The following is a 19122-nucleotide window of genomic DNA, read 5'->3' on the forward strand; positions in this document are numbered from 1 at the left end:
TGGCGCCATCGCTCATCACCCCATCGCCTGCAACTTCTTCGCGCGCCTTCTCTGCACGGATGAGCCAATCCCGATGGCCTCGCGGTATTTCGCGACGGTGCGGCGCGCCAGGTCGAAGCCTTCGGCTTTCAGCAGTTCCACCAGCTTGTCGTCGGAGAGGATCTTCTTCGGGTCCTCGGCGTCGGTCAGGGCCTTGATGCGGGCCTTTACCGCTTCCGCGCTGGCGCCTTCGCCGTCGGCCGAACCCACGCCCGACGTGAAGAAGTACTTCAGTTCGAAGGTGCCGCGGTCGCAGTGGAGGAACTTGTTGCTGGTGACGCGGCTGACGGTGCTTTCGTGCATCTCGATGGCCTCGGCCACCTTGGCCAGCGTCAGCGGGCGCAGTTCGGATACGCCGCGGCGGAAGAAGCCGTCCTGCTGCTTCACGATCTCTGCCGCCACCTTCAGGATGGTCTTCTGCCGCTGGTCCAGCGCCTTGATCAGCCAGTTGGCATCGGCCAGCTTCTCGCTCAGCCAGCCCCTGGCTTCCTTGCCGGTGCAGCCGTCCTTCAGTTCCAGGTAGTAGCTGCGGTTGACCACCAGCCGCGGCAGGGTCGCCTCGTTCAGCTGGATGTCCCAGGCGCCGTCCTTGCCGGTGGAGAGCAGGATGTCCGGCACCACCGCCGCGCTGGTGCCGCCGCCGAACTGCAGGCCCGGCTTGGGATCGTAGCTGCGCAGTTCGGCCAGCATGTCGGCCAGGTCCTCATCATCGACGTCGCAGATGCGCTTGAGGTGGGCGAAGGCGCCCTTGGCCACCAGTTCGAGGTTGTCGAGCAGCACCCGCATGCACGGGTCGTAGCGGTCCGCCTCCTGCGCCTGCAGCGCCAGGCATTCGGACAGGCTGCGCGCACCGACACCGGTGGGGTCGAGCGACTGGACCACTTTCAGCGCGGCCTCCACCTGCGCCAGCGGCACGCCGAGGCTGACGGCGATCTCGCGCAGGTCGCCGGTGAGGTAGCCGGCCTCGTCGAGCAGGCCGACGATGTGGCGGGCGATGAATTCGGTCTGCGCGTCGGGCGCGGCGGCGCCCACCTGCAGGTCGAGGTGATCGGCCAGCGACAGCTCCTCGTCGCTGCGGTTTTCCAGGTCCGGGCCTTCGGCCGGGCCGCCGGGACCGGACATCTGCGCCGACCAGTCGCCGGTATCGCGATCGGTGTCGATGGCGGAGGGATCGATGTCGAGCGCCTGCTCGCCATCACCCGGGGTGGAATCGTGGACTTGCGGCTCGGCGCTTTCGGGCGGGGCCTCTCTGTCCTCGGCGCGCACCTCGCCCGCTTCCAGCAGCGGATTGCTTTCCAGCGCATCCCCCACGAAGCTTTCGATTTCGAGGTTCGACAGCGCCAGCAGCTTGATCGCCTGCTGCAACTGCGGCGTCATCACCAGCGATTGCGATTGCCTGAGGTCTAGTCTTGGCCCCAGAGCCATATCAGCCCTCCCGCGCGAGAATCATTGTCGCAGTGGCATCACAGCTCAAAGTGTTCGCCCAGGTACAGCCGTCGCACGTTCTCGTCGGCCACCAGTTCCGCCGGGCTGCCGGCGAACAGCACCTGGCCGCCGTAGATGATGCAGGCGCGGTCGACGATATCCAGCGTCTCGCGCACGTTGTGGTCGGTGATCAGCACGCCGATGCCGCGCCGCTTCAGGTCCTTCACCAGATCGCGGATGTCGCTGATGGAGAGCGGGTCGATGCCGGCGAACGGTTCGTCGAGCAGCATGATCGAGGGCTTGGCCGCCAGCGCGCGGGCGATTTCGCAGCGGCGGCGTTCACCGCCCGACAGCGCCATGGCCGGGCTGTCGCGCAGGCGGGTGATGTGGAATTCCTCCAGCAGCCGCTCCAGCTCCTGCTCGCGGGTGGCCTTGTCCGGCTCCACCATCTCCAGCACGCAGTTGATGTTCTGCTCCACCGTCATGCCGCGGAAGATGCTGGTTTCCTGCGGCAGATAGCCCAGGCCCAGGATCGCGCGGCGATACATCGGCAGCTTGGTGACATCGACGCCGTCCATCATGATGCGGCCGCTGTCGGGCTTCACCAGCCCCATGATCGAATAGAAGCAGGTGGTCTTGCCCGCGCCGTTGGGGCCGAGCAGGCCCAGCACCTCGCCCTTGGCGACGGTCAACGAGATATCGGACAGCACGGCCCGCTTGTCATAACTCTTGGCGATGGAGACGACTTCCAGTCCGCCGTCGGGGGGCAGGTCCGGCGCCGCATTGTGCGGGGCTTCCGCCATGGCTTCGGCCAGGGCCTTCTCGTCGAGGAATTCGTCGTCAAGCGCGCTCATAACCGGGCATCTAGCACTTTGGCGGCGGCTTTGAAGGGTGTTTGGCAAGATTCCTGCATGTCAGGCCCCGGTGTTCCCACCTTCGGCTGAACATATGGTTGACGCACTTGCAAGCAAACCGGCTCTCTGGAATACCTCCGAATCGGGATTGGAGAGGAGTTCGCGGATGCCAAAGGCGCTCGAACAGCAACACCAGGCGCAGGAAAGCGCGCAGACAAGCACCGGGCAGAAGCTCGATTGGCGGCGCAAGATCAGCGATCACGTCGCCTTCGGCCTGCTGGTTTACACCGGCCTGCACATCTTCGGAACGATGACGCAGCTCAAGACCGGCAACGGTTCGATGCTGCCCTACCTGGCGCTGGTAATCCTGGTCGCCGCCATCATCCCGGCTTGCCGCTGGTTCGAAATGCGCTGGGAAGGCCTCTCCGAAGAGCAGGCCACCGATCCGGCGCTGGCCCCGGCGTTCAAGCGCGAAGTGACCCTGATGTGGGCGGCGGTTGTCGGCCTGCCGGTGGTGCTGACGCTGGGCTTCAAGGGCCTCAGCGCACTGTTCTGAAGCGGCTGATCCGCCTTTTCGCCGGCCTCGCGCTGGCGCTCTGCAGTGCGCAGGCTCATGCCACCGTGCTGCTTCCCGAACCTACCGCAGAGCCAGAGGCGACGACCACGCCTGCGGCCGGTTCCATCGAGCAGGAACAGGACGCCGGGGCAGACGAACGCATCGCCGCGCGGCTGAGCAACATCTTCGCCAATGTCCCCAGCCTGGCGCAGGTCACCGTGTCGGTGAGCGATGGCGTGGTGACGCTGGCCGGGCTGGCGCCGGACGAGGCCGCGGTCGATAGGGCGGCGGCCATCGCCGTCGGTGTCGAGGGCGTCGTCACGGTCGAAAACGACATCGAGCGCGACCTGTCGGTCGACTTCGAGGAGGGACTGGGCGGCTTCGGCGAGCGCCTGTCCAACTTCACCCAGATGCTGCCGCTGATCGCCGTGGCGCTGCTGGTGGCGCTGCTGATCATCGGCTTCGGCTACCTGCTGTCCTCGCTCACCGGCATCTGGCGAAGGCTCGCGCCCAACAGCTTCCTGACCGAACTGATCCGCAGCGCCATCCGCTTCGTCTTCGTCATCCTCGGCGTGGTGGCGGCGCTCGACATGGTCGGGGCCGGCACGCTGATGGGCGCGGTGCTGGGCGGCGCGGGCGTGATCGGCATCGCGCTGGGCTTCGCCATGCGCGATACGGTTGAGAACTACGTCGCCAGCCTGATGCTGAGCCTGCGCCAGCCGTTCCGCGCCAACGACTGGGTGGTGATCGACCAGCACGAAGGGCGGGTGATCCGCCTGACCAGCCGCGCGACCATCCTGATGACGCTGGATGGCAATCACCTGCGCATTCCCAATTCCGCCGTCTTCAAGGCGGTGATCCTCAACTACACCCGCAACCCGGAGCGGCGCTTCGATTTCGACCTAGGGATCGACGCCGACGACGACCCGACGGCCGCGCGCCACCTTGGCGTGGAAGTGCTCAAGGGCCTCGATTTCGTGCTCGCTACCCCGGAACCGCAGGCGCGGGTGGAAGCGGTGGGCGATTCCAATATCGTGCTGCGCTTCCTCGGCTGGATCGATCAGCGCGAGACTGACTGGTACAAGGCCAGGAGCCAGGCGATCCCGGCGGTGAAGGAGGCGCTGGAAGGCGCGGGCTTCGCCATTCCCGAACCGATCTACCGCCTGCGCGTCGATCCGCGCAGCGCGCCCATCGCCACTTCCGGCCCGGCCTTGGCGGCAAGCGAGGCACCGGCGCGCCACGCCCCCGCTGCGGCAACGGAAGAGGAGACCGACGTCAAGCCGGCAGACGAAATCGCGCGGATGGTGGAGGAAGAGCGGGCCGACAGGGAAGCGGGCGAGAAAGACCTGCTCGATCAATCCCGCCCGGTGGAGTAAGCGGCAGATCGCTGCAGCTGGTGTCGGCTATTGCGTGGATGGCCGACACTGGCTGCGTTACGCGCTTCAGTGTGCGGTTGAGGCGATGCTAGCGCTGCGGCGCAGTTGACGATCCCAGTCAAATCCGGCGAGTTGCCAGATGGTTGCCGGCGTCAGTCTGGTCAGCTCGGTTATGTCCAGGCCGGAACGCTCCATCGCGCGGCGTACGACCCATCTGCCGGTACGATAGCCGATTGCTACGCGACCGTCCGGATGCAGGAACATCCATTCGCCATAGTTGGCATCGATGGGTAGCGCGAGAACCTCTTCAGCCCACGCCTCAATATCTGCGGGCGGGAGGTCGGATTGGTTCACTTCGCCGAGCAATTCCTCGGCAAAGACTGTCGCCAGCCCTTCGTTGACAGCCGCGATCTGGATACCATGCCCGAAATGGTTGCCGTTCATGGTCCAGCCGCGGACGGTATGGTGCAGTTCGTGGGCAAAGGTTGGCGCCATGCCATCTTCGATCGCCCCGTCGATCCCGTCGGGATAGGTCTGCGAAATTTCGACAACGAGTTCGTCCGGCCTGTCGGCACGGCCTGCAACGCCGCCCAGGGGATCGAGTGCCGGCCGGTTCACGGCGAGGACAGCAACGCTCACTTGATCGGCGACTTCGGGAAAGACTTCGGCGACACGCGCGTACGTTTCTTCGAGGACGCCGTCGATGTGCGCCATTTGCTCATCGGTAAAGGTGAACTCGTCAGTATTCTCGAAAGTGCCATGAACGGCGCCAACCGTTTCGTTGGCCTGTGCGGAGGTGACAAGCGACGCACCCAGCGCGGTGCCGAAAGCCAGAGTTTTCAGTATTTTCATCGTATTACATTCCGATACAGCCAATTGTGGGCTGCGCGCCGACATGGTCTGCACAGACCCGATGGCTTGGTATCGCTGCAAGTTGGCGAGCGCGCCTGAATTCCTCGATGAACCGCTGATCTGTCTCTGCCGGCCCCGGTTGCTGGCCCACCGGCTGCGCCTGTCAGCCAGCAAGCGTATGGAAGCAAGCAGGTCGAATCACGCCCTACACTCCGACGAGAGGGCCCCGCCTTGGCAATCCTACTTCTTCTCGGCCTCGTAGCGCTCGATCGCTTCCAGCGTGATGCGGCGCGCTTCGGCGGCATCGCCCCAGGCGCCGATGCGCACCCACTTCTCGGCTTCCAGGTCCTTGTAGTGGGTGAAGAAGTGCTCGATCTGCTGGAAGATGATGCTCGGCAGGTCCTTGGTTTCGCCGACGTCCGAATAGTACGGGAAGGTGGTGTCCACCGGCACGCAGATAAGCTTCTCGTCGCCGCCGTGCTCGTCTTCCAGGTTCAGCACGCCGATCGGGCGGGCCCGCACCACGCAGCCGGCGATGAAGGGCGAACGGGCGATCACCAGCGCATCCAGCGGGTCGCCATCGGGGCTGAGGGTGTGCGGCACGAAGCCGTAGTTCGCCGGATAGCGCATCGGCGTGTGCAGGATGCGGTCGACAAACAGCGCGCCCGACGCCTTGTCGAACTCGTACTTCACCGGCTCGCCCCCGGTGGGGACTTCGATGATCACATTCAGGCTCTCGGGCGGATTGTCGCCGACCGGGATATGTTCGATACGCATGGATGCTCATTCCCTTTGAGGTTTAGCGGCATCCCCTCCCAATTCGAGCGCGCGCCTAGCCCAGCAAAACGCGCTTGCCCAGCCCCCTCATTGCCAAGCGCGAAAAACAGGCGCACATTCATGGACAAAATCAACGAGAGTCGTTTTGGGGAGGAACAAGCGATGCACGTAGGGATGGCGACCGGCTTTGCCTATCAGGGCGGGGATTACGGTTCGGACGACAATTTCATCCGGCAGGAGATTTCCAACCTGCTGCTGGCGGAGGAACTGGGCTTCGATTCGGTGTGGATCACCGAGCACCACTTCTCCACCTATTCGATGTCCAACGACCCGCTGCAGCTGCTCACCTATATCGCGGCCAAGACCAAGCACGTGAAGCTGGGCACACAGTGCATCATCGTGCCGTGGCACAACCCGGCGCGGCTGGCGGAGAAGATCATCAACCTCGATATCCTGTCGAACGGCCGCTGCATCCTCGGCTTCGGCGGCGGGCTGGCGGCGCATGAATTCGCCGGCCTTGGCGTGGACCAGAACCGCAGCCGGGCGCTCTACAACGATACGCTGGACGTGCTGATCCCGGCGCTGGAAACCGGTATTCTCGAAGGCGAGGGCGAGTTCGGCAAGATCCCGCGGGTGGAGCTGCGGCCGCGCCCGATCAAGAGCTTCGAGGGGCGCAAGTTCTGCGGCAGCCTGTCGGGCAATTCGATGTATTCCGCCGCCAAGCACGGCTTCGGCAACATGATCCTCTCCATCCCGCAGCGCGGCACCAAGCCGGCCGAGAACAAGTATCTCGACGTGTGGCAGGAGGTGAACGGACCCGGCAGCCAGCCGCCCGCGCCGATGCTCTCGGGCAACTACTACGTCCACGAGGATGGCGACTATGCCCGCGAGCGCGGCAACCATTTCCTCTCGCAGACCATGCGCGCGGCCGTCACCAACTACCACCTCGACAAGCCCGGCACCTATGCCAACATCAAGGGCTACGAGCATTACGAGAACATGATGCTCAAGACGCCCGAAGAGGTGGAGCAGTATTCCGCCGGCTTCGGCCGCGGCGCGGTGGCGGGCACGCCGCAGGAAGTGCTCGACCACATGTGGGAGCTGAAGGAACAATACGGCCCGCAGGGCTTCTTCCCGCACCTCTATTACGGCGGCATGCCGCAGGATGAGTCGCTGGCGAACATCCGTCTGTTCGCGGAGAAAGTGCTGCCCGAGCTGAAGAGCTGGGAAGCCGAGACCAGCATCGACGATCGCTTCCTCGAGGCGGCGGAGTAGCCATTGCGCGTTGACGGGGCGCGGCCTAAGGGCTGCGTCCCATGAGCAAGAGTAAAACCCCTCAGGCCATTCGCGGCACGCAGGACATTTTCGGCCCCGATGCCGAGGCCTTTGCCTTCGTGGTCGAGACCTTCGAGCGCGTGCGCAAGCTGTATCGCTTCCGCCGGGTGGAGATGCCCGTGTTCGAGAAGACCGAGGTTTTCGCCCGCTCGATCGGCGAGACCACCGATATCGTCTCGAAGGAGATGTACACTTTCGAGGATCGCGGCGGCGACAGCCTGACGCTGCGCCCGGAATTCACTGCCGGCATCTGCCGCGCCTTCCTGACCAACGGCTGGCAGCAGCACGCGCCGCTGAAGGCCGCGACGCACGGGCCGATCTTCCGTTACGAGCGACCGCAGAAGGGTCGCTATCGCCAGTTCCACCAGATCGATGCGGAGATCATCGGCGCCGCCGAACCGCAGGCTGACGTGGAGCTGCTGGCCATGGCCGACCAGCTGCTGAGCGAACTGGGCATCAAGGGCATCACCCTGCACCTCAACACGCTGGGCGATGCCGACACGCGCGAAGCCTGGCGCGCGGCGCTGGTCGATTATTTCGGCGCGGTGCGGGGTGAGCTTTCCGAGGATTCGCAGGAACGGCTCGACAAGAACCCGCTGCGCATCCTCGACAGCAAGGATCCGCGCGACCGCAAGTTCGTGACCGATGCGCCCAAGATCGACGCCTTCCTCTCGGACGAGGCGGCCGCCTTCTTCGAGGCGGTCACCAGCGGGCTGGATGCAGCGGGCGTGCAGTGGGCGCGCGCGGAAAGCCTGGTGCGCGGGCTCGACTACTATCGCCACACCGCTTTCGAGTTCATTCCCGACGAAGGCACCGCCGCTGCCGATGCCCTGGGCAGCCAGAGCACCATCCTTGGCGGCGGTCGCTATGACGGGCTGATGGAAAGCCTGGGTGGCGCGCCGACCCCGGCGGTCGGTTGGGCCGCGGGCATCGAACGATTGGCCATGCTGGTCGACTGCGCCAGCGAAGGCGGGGCAGACGTTGCCGTCGTGGCCGAGAACCCCGAACGCGAGACGGACGCCATGGAACTGGTCGCCAGCCTGCGGCGCCACGGCTTCGAGACCGAACTGTTCGCCACCGGCAGCCCGCGCAAGCGCTTCGACCGCGCGCGCAAGACCGATCCGGGCATCATCATCTCGCTCGACGTGCGCGACGGTAAGCCGACCGGCACGCTGAAGAAGCACGGTCGGGTGCCGGACTCGGTGCTGCGGATCGAGGCGATCTTCGCCAATTCGGATTTCGACACGCCGTGACCATCCCCGCCGAACGCCTGGCGCAAATCGCCAACCGCTTTGCGGAGCTGGAGGCGCGCATGGCCTCGGGCCAGCTGGAGGGCGAGGAGTTCGTCCAGGCCAGCCGCGACTATGCCGAGCTGGAGCCGGTGGCCAAGGTCGCCGCGCAGGTCTCCGCCATGCGCGAGGAAATCGCCGGCCTGCAGGAGATGCTCTCCGACCCGGAGATGAAGGCCATGGCGGAAGAGGAGCTGGAGGCGCTGAAGAAGCAGCTGCCCGAGGCCGAGCGCCAGCTGGCCATTGCCATGCTGCCCAAGGACGCCGCCGACAGTCGCCCCGCGATGCTGGAAATCCGCGCTGGCACCGGTGGTGACGAGGCCGCGCTGTTCGCGGGCGACCTCTATCGCATGTACGAGAAATACGCCGCCGAGCAGGGCTGGAAGGTCGAACCTGTCTCCATGAACGCGGCGGAAGTCGGCGGCTTCAAGGAAATCGTCGCCAACGTCACCGGGCAGGGCGTGTTCGCCAAGCTGAAGTTCGAAAGCGGCGTGCACCGCGTGCAGCGCGTGCCCGTCACCGAGAGCGGTGGGCGCATCCACACCAGCGCTGCGACCGTCGCCGTGCTGCCGGAGCCGACCGAGGTCGACGTCTCCATTGACGAGAACGACCTGCGCATCGACATTTACCGCTCGTCCGGTGCGGGCGGGCAGCACGTCAACACTACCGACTCCGCCGTGCGCATCACCCACATCCCCACCGGGATCGTGGTGGCGATGCAGGACGAGCGCAGCCAGCACAAGAACCGCGACAAGGCGATGAAGGTGCTGCGCGCGCGCCTCTATGAACAGCGCCGCGAGGAAGCCCATGGCGCCGAAGCCGAGGCGCGCAAGGCCATGGTCGGCAGCGGCGACCGGTCGGAGCGCATCCGCACCTACAACTTCCCGCAGGGTCGCGTCACCGATCACCGCATCGGGCTGACGCTGCACAAGCTGCCCGAAGTGCTGGAAGGGCACGGGCTGGGCGAGCTGATTGACGCGCTGATCGCCGAGGACGAAGCCAAACGCCTCGCCGCGATGGACGCCTGACGCGGCGGTGACCGTTTCGGACGCCATTCGCGAGGCGGCCACCCGCCTCATGTCCACCAGCGACACCGCGCGCCTCGATGCCGAACTGCTGATGGCCCACGCGCTGGGCGTTTCGCGCTCCGAGCTGCTGCTGCGGCACATGCAGGAGCCGGAGCCGGATGGTTTCGCGCCGCTGGTCGAACGCCGGCTGGCGCGCGAGCCGGTGGCCTACCTGCTGGGCGAACAGCAATTCTACGGCCTCGACTTCACCGTTTCGCCTGCTGTCCTCATCCCCCGAGCCGACAGCGAGACCGTGGTGCAGGCCGCGCTCGATGCCGCGCCCGATGCCCGCCGCGTGCTGGACCTCGGCACCGGGTCGGGCGCGCTGCTGCTGACCGTGCTGGCACACTTGCCGGAAGCCGAGGGCGTGGGCATCGACGCCTCGCCGGCCGCGCTGGAAGTGGCCATGACCAATGCCGACCGGCTGGGCCTGCTCGAACGCGCCCGGCTGCTGGAGCGTAGCTGGCTGGTCGAGGGCTGGGCCGACGATCTGGGCCGGTTCGACCTGCTCCTCGCCAACCCGCCCTACGTGGAGGATGACGCCGCGCTGGACCCCGATGTGCGCGATTTCGAGCCCGCCAGCGCTCTCTTCGCCGGGCCGGAAGGACTGGACGATTACCGCGCCATCATCCCCCAATTGCTGCAATTGTTGACCGAATCCGGCGTGGCGGTGCTCGAAATCGGCGCACTGCAGGCCGGTTCTGTCGCTGAAATTGCAGAAGAACATGGCTTTGCTGCATGTGCTCACAAAGATCTTGGCGGACGGGATCGCGCGCTGGTCTTGCGATTAAGGCTTGGCAAAGGGGATTCGAGTAGCTAACTCTGCTGACAGGTCCACGGCGCAGGACGCCGGGTCTTAAACTCCAACATATGCTGACGCGCGGCGAAAGGCCGCTGGGCGATTATGCAGGTTGGGCACTAGCAAGCTCCCGCGTGCGGGATGACTTCTAACGAGGGGTCATATGGCAAGGCGGCCGATGCCGCAGCCAGATTGAGGAAGCGAATTTCCCTTGAACAGCAATCGTAACAGTAATCGTCGTCGTGGCCGTGGCAGCAGTCGTGGCGGAGGCGGCGGCGGCGGTGGTGGTCACCAGTCCAACCGGATCGATTCCCGCGCGCGCGGCAATGCCCCGCAGCTGCTGGAGAAATACAAGAAGCTGGCGCACGAAGCCTCGCTGAACGACGATCGGGTGCAGACCGAATACTACCTGCAATTCGCCGACCACTACTTCCGCGTGATCGCCGACAACAAGGCGCAGAAGGAAGAGGCCCGCGCCAAGCGCGATGCCGAGCGCGAGCAGGACAAGTCCGACGACGATGACGATGATGACGACCAGCAGGAACGCGGTCGGGGCCGTCGCGGCGGCGGACGCAAGCCGCGCGGCAACGGTGCCGAGCCCGAGCAGGGCGTGGAAGGCTCCGAAGGCGATCAGGACGACGGCGACAATCCCTTCACCCGCGAAAGCGGCAAGAAGCCGCAGCGCAAGCCGCGCAAGCGCAAGGATGCCGAAGGTCATTCCGATGACGAGGGCAGCCTTGATCCGGACATGCTGCCCCCGGCCATCGCCCGCAGTTCGGATGACGACGATGACGGCGAGGAAAAGCCGCGTCGCAAGCTCACCCGCGCGCGCCGCAAGCCGAGCGACGACGACGGTGAAGAGGCTCTTGAAGCAGTAAGCTGACAGCCGGTATCGGGAAGGTAGCGAAGGCAGCATGGCCAGCGGGCTTTCCCTGATCGACCGTCTTGCTGCCCTGGTGCGGCAACTCCCGCGCCTGTCCGCGCTTGGCCTCGGCCTGCTTTCCGCCATTGGCTTCCAGCCCCTGGCACTCTGGCCAGTCGCCCTGCTGGCGATGGGCCTGTTCACCCTGCTGGCGGCGCAAAGCACCAGCTGGCTGCGTGCCTTCGGGCTTGGCTGGCTGTTCGGCGTCGCGCACTTCACGTTCGGCAACAACTGGATTGCTACGGCCTTCACCTATCAGGCGGAAATGCCGGCCGTGCTGGGCTGGGTCGCCGTACCGCTGCTGTCGCTCTACCTCGCGATCTATCCCGCGCTCGCTGCGGCCGTTGCGCGCGCCGTCGTGCAGCAAGGCCCCGGCTGGGCCTTCGCGCTGGTCTTTGCTGGAGCATGGATCGTTACCGAATGGATGCGCGGCTGGGTCTTCACCGGCTATGCGTGGAACCCCTTCGGCATGGTGCTGCTCGGCCCGTTCGACCGACCCGGTATCGCCGCGATCGCGCCGGTGCTGGGCACCTACGCGCTTTCGGGCCTGGCCGTGCTGCTCGCCGGCGCCGTCGTCCTGCTGCTACGCGAGCGCAACTGGCTGGCGAGCGGCGCGGTGGCGGTGCTGGTGATTGCGGGCATGTACTGGCCGGCCGGCGAGGCCCGTGAAGGCGAATTGCTGGTCACCATCGCCCAGCCCGATATCCGGCAGGACGTGCTCAACGATCCGCAGCATTTCGAAGCCAATTATGCGCGGCTCGCGCAGCTCTCACCGCGACCTGCCGGCGAGACCGCCCCGCGCATCGTGCTGTGGCCCGAAAGCGGCATGGCCGACTACCTGCGCGAAGGCTATCCGCAGCGCTATTACGACCGCACCACGGCGCTTGGCGATCCCGTCTATGCCCGTCGGCGCCTTGGCGCGACGGTGGGCGAAGGCAGCGTGCTGCTGACCGGTGCCGTCGACCTTGAAATCGGTACGGACGAGAACGGCTGGGTCCGGGCGCTGGGCGCGCGCAACGCCGTGACCGCCGTCAGCACCGAGGGCGAGATCCTGGGTGGCTACTCCAAGGCGCACCTCGTCCCTTACGGAGAGTACCTGCCCTTCCGCGAAATCCTCGAGCCGCTCGGCCTGTCGCGGCTGGTCGCGGGTTCGATCGACTTCTGGCCCGGTCCGGGGCCGCAGACGCTGGAGCTGGGCAGCCATGGCAAGGCCGGCATCCAGATCTGTTACGAGATCGTCTTCGCCGGGGAAGTCGTCGACCCTGACAATCGCCCCGATTACATCTTCAACCCCTCCAACGATGGCTGGTTCGGTGCCTCCGGTCCGCCGCAGCACCTGGCCCAGGCCCGCTTGCGCGCCATCGAGGAAGGGCTGCCCGTGCTGCGCGCCACCACCACCGGCATCAGCGCCGTGATCGACGCGCGCGGCGTCGTCCGTCACCACCTCGGCAAGAACGTGCGCGATCGCATCGACACCAGGGTGCCGCCCGCCACGCCGCCGACGCTCTTCGCCCGCTTGGGCAATGTGCTTTCGCTGTGCTGGGCGATACTAGTTCTATTCGCCGGCTTTGTTGTAATGCGGCGAGCCCGCAGTTAGAGCCTCTTGGCTCCACCAGCCAACCTATCGGGGGAAATTCGCCAATATGCGTCAGTCTTACCTGTTCACGTCCGAAAGCGTATCCGAAGGCCATCCGGACAAGGTTTCCGATCAGATCTCCGATGCCATCGTCGACCTGATGCTGGCCAAGGACCCCGAGGCGCGCGTGGCTTGCGAGACCATGACGACCACGCAGCGCGTGATCCTGTCAGGCGAAATCCGCTGCGCACCGATGTATGACCTCGACAACCCCGAGTGGGGCGAGAACGGCGGCTGGGCGCCGGGCGCGAAGGAAGAGATCGAACGCGCCGTGCGCCAGACCGTGCGCGAAATCGGCTACGAGCAGGATGGCTTCCACTGGCAGACGCTGACCTTCGAGAACCACCTGCACGGCCAGAGCGCGCATATCGCGCAGGGCGTCGATTCCAGCGGCAACAAGGACGAAGGCGCCGGCGACCAGGGCATCATGTTCGGCTTCGCCTGCGACGAGACGCCGGACCTGATGCCGGCGACGCTCGATTACAGCCACAAGATCCTCCAGCAGATGGCCAAGGATCGCAAGGATGGCACCGCGCCCTTCCTCGAGCCCGACGCCAAGAGCCAGGTCACGCTGCGCTACGAGAACGGCAAGCCGGTGGAATGCACGGCCATCGTCGTCTCCACCCAGCACGCGCCTGGTTACGACAAGGGCGAAAAGGAAGCGCAGTTGCATGCCTATGTGAAGGGCGTCGTTACCGCGATCCTCCCCGAGGGCTTCATCACTGACGCCACCGAATGGCACATCAACCCGACCGGCAGCTTCGAGATCGGCGGGCCCGACGGGGACGCCGGCCTCACCGGCCGCAAGATCATCGTCGACACCTATGGCGGCGCTTCTCCGCATGGCGGCGGTGCGTTCAGCGGCAAGGACCCGACCAAGGTCGACCGCTCGGCTGCCTATATCACCCGCTACCTCGCCAAGAACGTGGTCGCCGCCGGCTTGGCCACACGCTGCACGATCCAGATCGCCTATGCCATCGGCGTATCGAAGCCGCTGTCGCTCTATGTCGACACGCACGGCACCGGCACGGTGGACGACGCGGCGATCGAGGATGCCATTCGCGGCATCGAGAAGCTCGGCGGCCTGACCCCGCGCGCCATTCGTACGCACCTGGGCCTCAACAAGCCGATCTATCGCGTCAGCGCGGCTTACGGCCACTTCGGGCGCAAGGCGGAAGGCGACTTCTTCCCGTGGGAGCGCACCGACCTGGTCGATGACCTGAAGGCCGCGCTCGCCTGATCGTGTAGGGGGCGGGGCATGTCCGGCACCGCTCTTTCCGCTGCACCCTCGCCCACCCGGCGCGTCGCCGCGCTCGATGCGCTGCGCGGCCTCGCCGTGATCGGCATCGTGCCGATGAACGTCATCGCCTTCGCGATGCCCGCAAACGCCTATCTCAACCCCCGCGTCTGGGGCGGTACCGATGCGCTGGAGACGGCGTTGTGGGCGGTCAGCTTCGTCTTCGTCGAGGACAAGTTCCGCGCGCTCTTCGCCATGATGTTCGGCGCTGGCGTGGCGATCCTGCTGGGGCGAGGCGAGCATCCCCTGCGCGCGCACTACGCCCGCATGGCGGTACTGCTAGGCATCGGCGTGGCCCATGCCGTGCTGCTGGCGAACAACGACGTGCTGCGCATCTATGCCGTGTGCGGGCTGCTGTTGCCGCTGGCCATGCGCTGGAAGGTGCGCACGCTGGTGTGGGCTGCCGTGGCGCTGGTCGCGGCGCAGCTGGTCGTCTCCGGCTATGTCGCCTGGGGCTGGCTCGATTACTGGTACCAGCGGGCGAGCGGCATGATCGTCGACCCGGCGGCGCAGGAGATTGCCGAGCGCACCTACGGCGCCCACCCCGATACCACGGCAGCGGCACTGGAGCGCGGACGAGAGGCCTTCGGCGACCGCGTGGAGCGGCGCCTTGGCGTGATCGAGCAGCAGGCGCGCTTCGTCGTCGCCTCCATGCCCTCCGCTCTGGCGGCCATGCTGCTTGGCATGGCGCTGTGGCGTGCGCGGTTGCTGGCGGGCGAATGGAGCACGGCACGCGCCATGCGGTTGGCCAGGTGGTGCATCGTGCCTGCCTTGCCGGTGCTGGCAGTGCTCGCAGGCTGGTCCATCGCTTCCGGTTTCGACCCCATCGTGACCACCGCCAATGCCATCGTCTGGTCCGCTCCCTTCGATATCCTCCTCGCCACCGGCTATGCCGCGCTGGCCATGGCGCTGTTCGGCGGCGCCTTGCGCGACAATCCTGCCACCCGCCTGCTGGCTGCCGCCGGGCGCATGGCGCTGACCAACTACCTCGCCACCAGCGTGATCTTTGCCGCCCTTTTCGCCGGTTGGGGGCTGGGCCTGTTCGGCGAAGTGTCGCGCGGCCCGGCGCTGCTGCTGTGTCTGCTGCCCATTGCTGCCATGCTGGCGTGGTCCGCCCCTTGGCTCACCCGCTTCCGGCAAGGTCCGCTGGAGTGGCTGTGGCGCAGCCTTGCTGCGACCAGGCTGCTGCCGTTCAGGAAGCCCCCTGCCGGATAGCCTCGCTGTCGCGCGGCAGGTGCCGGGCGGCAATGAAGTAATGCGCCGAGGCCCAGGCATACATCAGCCCGCCAATCGCCATCGCCAGCGCAAGCCCGCGGGCCGGGCCATAGCCGTCCGACAGCCAGTCGCTGAGCAGGCCGAGCAGCGATGGACCAAGCCCGCTGGCAATGCCGTAGACCCCGCTTAGCAGGGCCGATGCCGTGGCGCGCATGCGCGGGTGCATCAGGTTCTGCAGCGCGGCGTAGGTGATGCCGAGGTAGCCGAAGTTGAGGAAGGTGGCGACGCTGACGAGGCCGAGCAGCAGCACCAGGCTCTCGCGCGTGATGGCAAAGGCATAAAGCGGCGCGCCCAGCAGCAGCGCCACGCCCGGCACCAGCGCATAGGCGGCGATGTTCTTCTCGCCCAGCTTGTCGCCCAGCCAGCCGCTGCCCAGCACGGAGAGCGCGGCGGGCAGGCTGGCGATCAGGCCGGCATAGAGCCCGGCCTCGGCCAGCCCCAGCTCGAACTGGCGCACCATCAGCGAGGTGAAGAAGTAGTTCAGCCCGAAGCCGAGCATGGCCGCCAGGGCAGAGCCGATCACCAGGTTGCGGCCGCTGGGCAGGGCGAACAGCCGTTTCACCACGGCAGAGAGCGGCGGCACCTCGTCGCTGGCGCCGGGATCGTGCTGGCCACGCTTGGGTTCCGCCACGAAGAAGTAGGCGATGAAGCCCAGCAGCAGGCCGGGAATGGCGGCGATCAGGAAGGTCATCCGCCAGTCGAATTCCTGCGCGATCCAGCCGCCGCCGACAAAGCCGATGAAGGCCCCCAGCGGCGGCGAGAGCAGCAGGACCGACATGGCGAAGCCGCGCTTGTTGGCAGGGAAGTAGTCGGCGATCACCGACTGGTTGGAGGGCAGGCCGATGGCCTCCCCCAAGCCAACGCCCATGCGTGCGACCAGCAATTGCACCCAGCTAGCCGCCGCCCCGCACAGCGCCGTGGCGATCGACCATGCCACCGCGCCGACCGAGATCAGCGTCAGCCGCCGCACCCGCTCGGCAAAACGGGCGACTACGATGCCGAAGATGATGTTGAGCGCCGCAAAGGCCCAGGCCATCAGCGATACCTGGAAATCGGTCAGGCCGAACTCGGCCTTCACCGGCTCCACCAGCACGTTCACCACGATGCGGTCGATAAAGCCCACCGTGCCGATCGATGCGAGCACCACCAGCGCGAGCCACGGCGAATTCCTGCGTGTGATCATTCCCTCTCCCTTGCATCGGCATAAACGAAAATGGCGGCCCCGCAATGGAGCCGCCATCTTGTTTCAGCATGTTGGCCAGGTCAGGCCGGGCCCGCTCAGATTGCCTTGGCCCCGTGGTTCTCGCGCACCCAGCGGCCCACCTTGCGGCCGTAGCGGGCGATCATCTGCATGTTGAAGAAGTGCCAGCATCCCAGCACCAGCACGGCAAGGCCGACCTTGGTGGCGACGAAGCGGATGGCTTCGGCGAAGGTGGCAGGCTCCGCCCCGATGCTGATGGTCAGCAGGATGAAGCCCACGTTGACGAGGCAGAACCCCACCACCAGCAGGTGGTTGGTGCTGCGTGCCAGCACCTCGTCATGGCCGAAACAGTCGATCAGAAAGACCTCGCCATTGACGCTGAGCGTGCGCGCCACCCAGCCGGTGAGGGCAATGGCGATGATGAGATAGGCGAAATAGCTGGCTTCGGTCATTGGTCTTCTCCTTCTAGTGAATCATTTCGTGGAAGGGATTTTCAGGCCTTTCGGCCGACAGGCGGCGCTGGTCTTCGCCGGTGAACCGCAACCTGAATTGGCCCCACTTGTAGGCGCCCACAGCTCCGCTCAGGGCGCCCGCGGCAGGAAAGAGAAGATCTTGCCAGCCTGCGATGTGGGGGTTGCCGAAGAGCAAGAGCAGCATGCCCGCTCCGGTGATCGTTCCGAGCACGGTATAGGCCGCGACGCTCTCCAGCCGCATGAAGCGAAGCGCCAGCGTAACTGGAAGTCCGATGGCGAGCATTCCGATCGACGCGAATAGCAACGCGAAGATCATCGTGAACATGAGGCCGCCGAACATGGCACCGAGAACCGTCGGAAGCGACTGCGATGCACCGGCGACCAATACAGCGGTCATGACGATTGAACCCGCCAGGGCGGCCCATACCACGCTCACGCAAGTGGCGGCGAGGTGGGCACTTACGAAACCGTCTTCAATTTCTGTAATTTCAGAAATCGTATCTCGTGGATCGGCAGTCATGGCATGTGATCCTTTCAGTGGGAGGGGTTAGCGTCCGCCCTGGTTGCGGGTGGGGATGAAGCGGGCGACCTTGCTGCCCAGCTTCATCAGCGAGACCAGCGTGCCCTTGGGCAGGCGCCGGACATCGTCGAACCAGCCGGTGAGGTTGCCCATGAATTCATGCATCCGCCCGATGCGCTCGCGCACATGGGCGGGCACGTCCTTGCGGCCTTCCAGCTGCGCGGACAGGTCGGACAGCACCAGCAGCGTCGGGTCGATCTCGCGCTTCTTGCGCTCAACCGTGATCTTCATCAGCATGTCCCACAGGTCCGTCTCGGCGACGAAGTGATCGCGCCGGTCGCCGACCACGTGCTGGCGGCGGACGATGCCGTAGCCCTGCAGTTCCTTCAGCGCGTTGGAGACATTGGAGCGGGCGAGGCCAAGCTCGTCGCAGATTTCCTCTGCATGCAGCGGCCGGTCGCTGAGATAGAGCAGCGCATGCACCTGGCTGACCGAGCGGTTCACCCCCCAGTGCGAACCCATCTCCCCCCAGTGGAGGATGAAGGCTTCGGCTTCCGGGATTTCGGTGACTTTCACGAGCCGCTCCGTATTTCTGTAATTACAGAAATACAGGAATGACGCTGCGGTGCAAGCGGAATCTGCTGTCTGGCGCGGATCAGCCCTGGCGGTAGTCCGCGATCAGCGTGCCGGACCGTTCGATCTCGTTTTCGTGGGACACTTCGCGCCAGGTTTCGGCCAGACCCTCGGCCTCCCACTGTTGCATCGCCGGATGGGCAATGACGTGGTCCACCCAGGCCTGCCCGCGCCCGACATCGAGGCCGTAGGTCCGCACCCGGTAGGCGACAGGGGCATAGAAGGCATCGAGCACGGTGAACTCCGCGCCTGCCAACCACGGGCCGCCGAAGCGGTCGAGACCCTGCTCGAACAGCTCGCGAATGCGGGCGACGTCCTTCGCCAATGCCCGGTCATGCTCGGCCATCCGCACCCGCACGCCCAGGCTCATCGCGCACTGGTTGCGAAGGGCGACAAAGCCCGAATGCATTTCGCACACCGCGCTCTGGGCAAAGGCGCGTGCTTCGTCGTCTTTGGGCCAAACGCCTTCGTGCCGCTCCGCCAGGTAAAGCGCGATGGCGAGCGAATCCCACACCTGCCGCTTGCCGTCGATCAGCAGCGGGACCAGCCCGGTCGGCGAGAACTTGCGGAAGTCGGCGTAATTGTCAGGCTTGGTTAAGGGCTCCAGCCGATCCTCGAATGGAATGCCCAGTGCCTTCATCAGCAGCCACGGCCGCAGCGACCAACTGGAATAGTTCCGGTTGGCAGTGATCAACGTGTACATTTTCTCCTCCGGTCAGCGGCGCTCCTCTCACCCTGACCGAAGCATGATAATGCGTCATCGGCAGTTCGCCCAAGCGCCAATCGCGCCCGATAA

Annotated in this window: 19 protein-coding genes; 10 read left to right on the plus strand and 9 right to left on the minus strand. The window is 65.8% G+C overall.

The window, feature by feature from the left end; genetic code table 11:
• Positions 1 to 15: 15 nt before the first annotated feature.
• Positions 16 to 1464 carry an RNA polymerase factor sigma-54 gene (gene rpoN / locus OZN62_RS10525; RefSeq protein ID WP_269099648.1) on the minus strand — a complete coding sequence of 483 codons (1449 nt, stop codon included), beginning with the start codon at positions 1462 to 1464 and terminating at the stop codon, positions 16 to 18.
• 38 nt (positions 1465 to 1502) lie between these two features.
• Positions 1503 to 2267 (minus strand): LPS export ABC transporter ATP-binding protein, encoded by a 765-nt coding sequence (gene lptB / locus OZN62_RS10530; protein WP_269102159.1) that lies wholly within the window; start codon positions 2265 to 2267, stop codon positions 1503 to 1505.
• A 217-nt stretch (positions 2268 to 2484) separates the two neighbouring features.
• Here lptB and OZN62_RS10535 point away from each other — a divergent pair, with 217 nt between their 5' ends.
• Together OZN62_RS10535 and OZN62_RS10540 are read left to right on the plus strand one after the other, a co-directional pair.
• Complete coding sequence (locus tag OZN62_RS10535) at positions 2485 to 2874, plus strand: hypothetical protein (protein ID WP_269099649.1); 390 nt, start codon at positions 2485 to 2487, stop codon at positions 2872 to 2874.
• 65 nt (positions 2875 to 2939) lie between these two features.
• Entirely contained in the window at positions 2940 to 4250 is a 1311-nt protein-coding gene (locus tag OZN62_RS10540) for a mechanosensitive ion channel family protein (protein WP_269099650.1), read from the plus strand.
• A gap of 66 nt (positions 4251 to 4316) precedes the next feature.
• Here the strand turns inward: OZN62_RS10540 and OZN62_RS10545 are convergent, their stop codons facing one another.
• On the minus strand, positions 4317 to 5147 hold the full coding sequence (locus OZN62_RS10545; RefSeq protein WP_269099652.1) for a DUF2268 domain-containing putative Zn-dependent protease: 831 nt from the start codon (positions 5145 to 5147) through the stop codon (positions 4317 to 4319).
• 195 nt (positions 5148 to 5342) lie between these two features.
• Positions 5343 to 5879, minus strand: coding sequence for an inorganic diphosphatase (ppa, locus tag OZN62_RS10550; RefSeq protein WP_269099654.1), 537 nt, complete (start codon positions 5877 to 5879; stop codon positions 5343 to 5345).
• 162 nt (positions 5880 to 6041) lie between these two features.
• Here ppa and OZN62_RS10555 point away from each other — a divergent pair, with 162 nt between their 5' ends.
• From OZN62_RS10555 to OZN62_RS10590, 8 genes are all read left to right on the plus strand, one after another.
• On the plus strand, positions 6042 to 7154 hold the full coding sequence (locus OZN62_RS10555) for an LLM class flavin-dependent oxidoreductase (protein WP_269099655.1): 1113 nt from the start codon (positions 6042 to 6044) through the stop codon (positions 7152 to 7154).
• 41 nt (positions 7155 to 7195) lie between these two features.
• Entirely contained in the window at positions 7196 to 8467 is a 1272-nt protein-coding gene (gene hisS / locus OZN62_RS10560; protein WP_269099656.1) for a histidine--tRNA ligase, read from the plus strand.
• On the plus strand, positions 8464 to 9531 hold the full coding sequence (gene prfA, locus OZN62_RS10565; protein ID WP_269099659.1) for a peptide chain release factor 1: 1068 nt from the start codon (positions 8464 to 8466) through the stop codon (positions 9529 to 9531). The genes hisS and prfA overlap by 4 nt, the downstream gene beginning before the upstream one ends.
• Before the next feature lie 7 nt (positions 9532 to 9538).
• Complete coding sequence (gene prmC, locus OZN62_RS10570; protein WP_269099660.1) at positions 9539 to 10390, plus strand: peptide chain release factor N(5)-glutamine methyltransferase; 852 nt, start codon at positions 9539 to 9541, stop codon at positions 10388 to 10390.
• Positions 10391 to 10580: 190 nt separating this feature from the next.
• Positions 10581 to 11252, plus strand: coding sequence for a DUF4167 domain-containing protein (locus OZN62_RS10575; RefSeq protein ID WP_269099661.1), 672 nt, complete (start codon positions 10581 to 10583; stop codon positions 11250 to 11252).
• A gap of 31 nt (positions 11253 to 11283) precedes the next feature.
• Entirely contained in the window at positions 11284 to 12888 is a 1605-nt protein-coding gene (gene lnt, locus OZN62_RS10580) for an apolipoprotein N-acyltransferase (protein ID WP_269099662.1), read from the plus strand.
• A 46-nt stretch (positions 12889 to 12934) separates the two neighbouring features.
• Entirely contained in the window at positions 12935 to 14167 is a 1233-nt protein-coding gene (gene metK, locus OZN62_RS10585) for a methionine adenosyltransferase (RefSeq protein ID WP_269099663.1), read from the plus strand.
• An 18-nt stretch (positions 14168 to 14185) separates the two neighbouring features.
• A complete protein-coding gene (locus OZN62_RS10590) occupies positions 14186 to 15439 on the plus strand; it encodes a DUF418 domain-containing protein (RefSeq protein WP_269099664.1) in 1254 nt (417 codons plus the stop codon).
• Here the strand turns inward: OZN62_RS10590 and OZN62_RS10595 are convergent.
• The 5 genes from OZN62_RS10595 to OZN62_RS10615 form a co-directional block, all read right to left on the minus strand.
• The gene (locus tag OZN62_RS10595; RefSeq protein WP_269099665.1) at positions 15417 to 16682 is read right to left on the minus strand and encodes a spinster family MFS transporter; all 1266 of its coding nucleotides are present in this window, start codon (positions 16680 to 16682) and stop codon (positions 15417 to 15419) included. The two genes, OZN62_RS10590 and OZN62_RS10595, sit on opposite strands and share 23 nt — an antisense overlap.
• A gap of 95 nt (positions 16683 to 16777) precedes the next feature.
• Complete coding sequence (locus tag OZN62_RS10600; protein WP_269099666.1) at positions 16778 to 17152, minus strand: hypothetical protein; 375 nt, start codon at positions 17150 to 17152, stop codon at positions 16778 to 16780.
• A gap of 13 nt (positions 17153 to 17165) precedes the next feature.
• Positions 17166 to 17693, minus strand: a complete 528-nt coding sequence (locus OZN62_RS10605) for a hypothetical protein (RefSeq protein ID WP_269099667.1) — start codon at positions 17691 to 17693, stop codon at positions 17166 to 17168.
• A gap of 27 nt (positions 17694 to 17720) precedes the next feature.
• Positions 17721 to 18269, minus strand: a complete 549-nt coding sequence (locus OZN62_RS10610) for a GbsR/MarR family transcriptional regulator (RefSeq protein ID WP_269099668.1) — start codon at positions 18267 to 18269, stop codon at positions 17721 to 17723.
• Positions 18270 to 18348: 79 nt separating this feature from the next.
• Positions 18349 to 19029, minus strand: a complete 681-nt coding sequence (locus OZN62_RS10615) for a glutathione S-transferase family protein (protein WP_269099670.1) — start codon at positions 19027 to 19029, stop codon at positions 18349 to 18351.
• Positions 19030 to 19122 lie beyond the last annotated feature (93 nt).

It is taken from the genome of Aurantiacibacter sp. MUD11 (genome assembly GCF_026967575.1).
In the GTDB taxonomy this organism is placed as follows: Bacteria; Pseudomonadota; Alphaproteobacteria; order Sphingomonadales; family Sphingomonadaceae; genus Alteraurantiacibacter.